The 1,668-nt window shown below is 69.8% G+C and carries 2 protein-coding genes and 1 pseudogene; 1 reads left to right on the top strand and 2 read right to left on the bottom strand.

The features are described from left to right. Window positions 1-175 (bottom strand): annotated as a pseudogene (locus tag DBR23_RS09550) (VOC family protein); the annotation flags it as partial. Between the two features lie 112 nt (window positions 176-287). Between DBR23_RS09550 and DBR23_RS09545 the strand changes: the two are divergent. Then, entirely contained in the window at window positions 288-953 is a 666-nt protein-coding gene (locus DBR23_RS09545; protein ID WP_056742934.1) for a TetR/AcrR family transcriptional regulator, read from the top strand. A gap of 127 nt (window positions 954-1,080) precedes the next feature. On the opposite strand, the gene DBR23_RS30445 is transcribed toward DBR23_RS09545, so the two are convergent. Further along, window positions 1,081-1,668: YafY family protein (locus DBR23_RS30445; RefSeq protein ID WP_233250366.1), on the bottom strand; the 588-nt coding region annotated here is incomplete at its 5' end.

Below are 1,668 nucleotides of genomic sequence, written 5' to 3'. Positions count from 1 at the left end.
CCATCTCGGGCGTGGGGCCCGGGCCGCTGCCATCGGCGCAGCCCTCGCCGGCGGCGGGCTCGGGGTTGTCCTTGTAGCGCATGAGCATGGTGACTTGGGCGCCCAAAGCGTGGCGGTAAAACTCCAGCGCTTCATCGCAGCGGCCTTCGAACATCAGGTAGGGCTCGACTTTCATGGGGGTCTCCTGGGGAACATGGACGGGGCAGGAAGGGTTTCGGCGCACAATTGTGAACACCGTCCACAAACAATAACAAAGATAATGGACAGTGTCCACATCCCAACGATCCATGACCGTAAGCACCCGCAACAAAGCTGCCCCCTCCAGCGCACCCGCCGCACGCGCCACCTACCGCCACGGGGATCTGCACCGTGCGCTGCTGGACGCGGGCATCGAACTGGCGCGCCAGGGCGGGCCGGATGCGGTGGTGCTGCGCGAGGCCACACGCCGCGCGGGTGTGGCGCCCAATGCGGCCTACCGCCATTTCGCCAACCGCGACGACCTGCTGGGCGCCGTGCGCGCCGCTGCTGTGGCCGCCGCCGCGCGGTCCATGGAGGCCGAGCTGGCCCTTGTGCCCACCACCGGCACGCCCACCGAGCAGGCCCACGCCAAGGTGCGCGCCGTGGGCGCCGGCTACCTGCGGTTTGCGCACACCGAGACGGGGCTCTTTCGCACCGCCTTCGGTGGCCGCTTCACGGTGCAACAAACCCCCGACCCCGCCATGGGCGGTGCCACGGGGCTGAACCCCTTCCAGCACCTGAGCGCCGCACTGGACGACCTGGTGGCCGCGGGCGCCCTGCCGCCCGGGCGCCGCCCCGGCGCCGAATACCTGGCCTGGTCCACCGTGCATGGCATGGCGCTGCTGGCCATCGACGGGCCGCTGCGCGGCACGCCCCAGCAAATGCTGGACCTGCTGGGCCAGCGCCTGCTGGACATGGTGGAACGGGGGCTGTGAGCGCGCCGCGCACGCCGGGTCCACTCAAGAACTGCCTTGGAACAGGCTTCGATGGTCCTATGGGCCGGTAGCGACCACAAACAATGCCCTTGTTGCTATTTAATTCGTAGCATATATTGCCCGTGCCTCATCCCGCCGCCAGCCCATACAGTCGCGCCGTGGCCTGCACCCGTGTCACCAGCGCGCGGCGCAATGCCATGGGCCGCAACACTTCCACCTGCGGCGACAACCGCATCAGCTGCCCGCAGGCATGCTCCACCGACTCGATGGGGATGGTCACGGCCGTGCGGCCGTCCTTGCGGCGGGACGGAGGGGCGGCGGCCACCGCTCGGGCCACGGCGCTGCTGAGCGCGCGCAGACCGCGCAACCCTTCGGGCGTGGCCAGCAGTGCGGCCTCGCCCGTGTACAGGCCTGACTCAAAACGCCGGATCGACGCGGCCCAGTAGCCCGGCAGGTCAAAGCGTGCGGGGCGCCTGGCTGGTTGGTCCAGCGTTGTGGCCGCGAGGATGTTCGACACCCGGTAGGTGCGGGGCCCGCGCGTGTCGGCTCCCGTGGGCAAGGCCACCAGGTACCACACGCCCGCTTTCAGCACCAGACCCAGCGGGCTCACCGTGCGCTCTGCCGTGCGCGCCCAGCCCTCGTAGCGCAGCGTGATCTGGTGGCTGCTCCACACGGCGGCTGCCACCGTGGGCAAATACGGCGTGGGGTCGCTCTC

It is taken from the genome of Acidovorax sp. HMWF018 (assembly GCF_003061035.1).
Classification (GTDB): domain Bacteria; phylum Pseudomonadota; class Gammaproteobacteria; order Burkholderiales; family Burkholderiaceae_C; genus Acidovorax; species Acidovorax delafieldii.
Note: the sequence above shows the minus strand (reverse complement) of the source record. Positions and strands in the feature narration are given on the sequence as shown.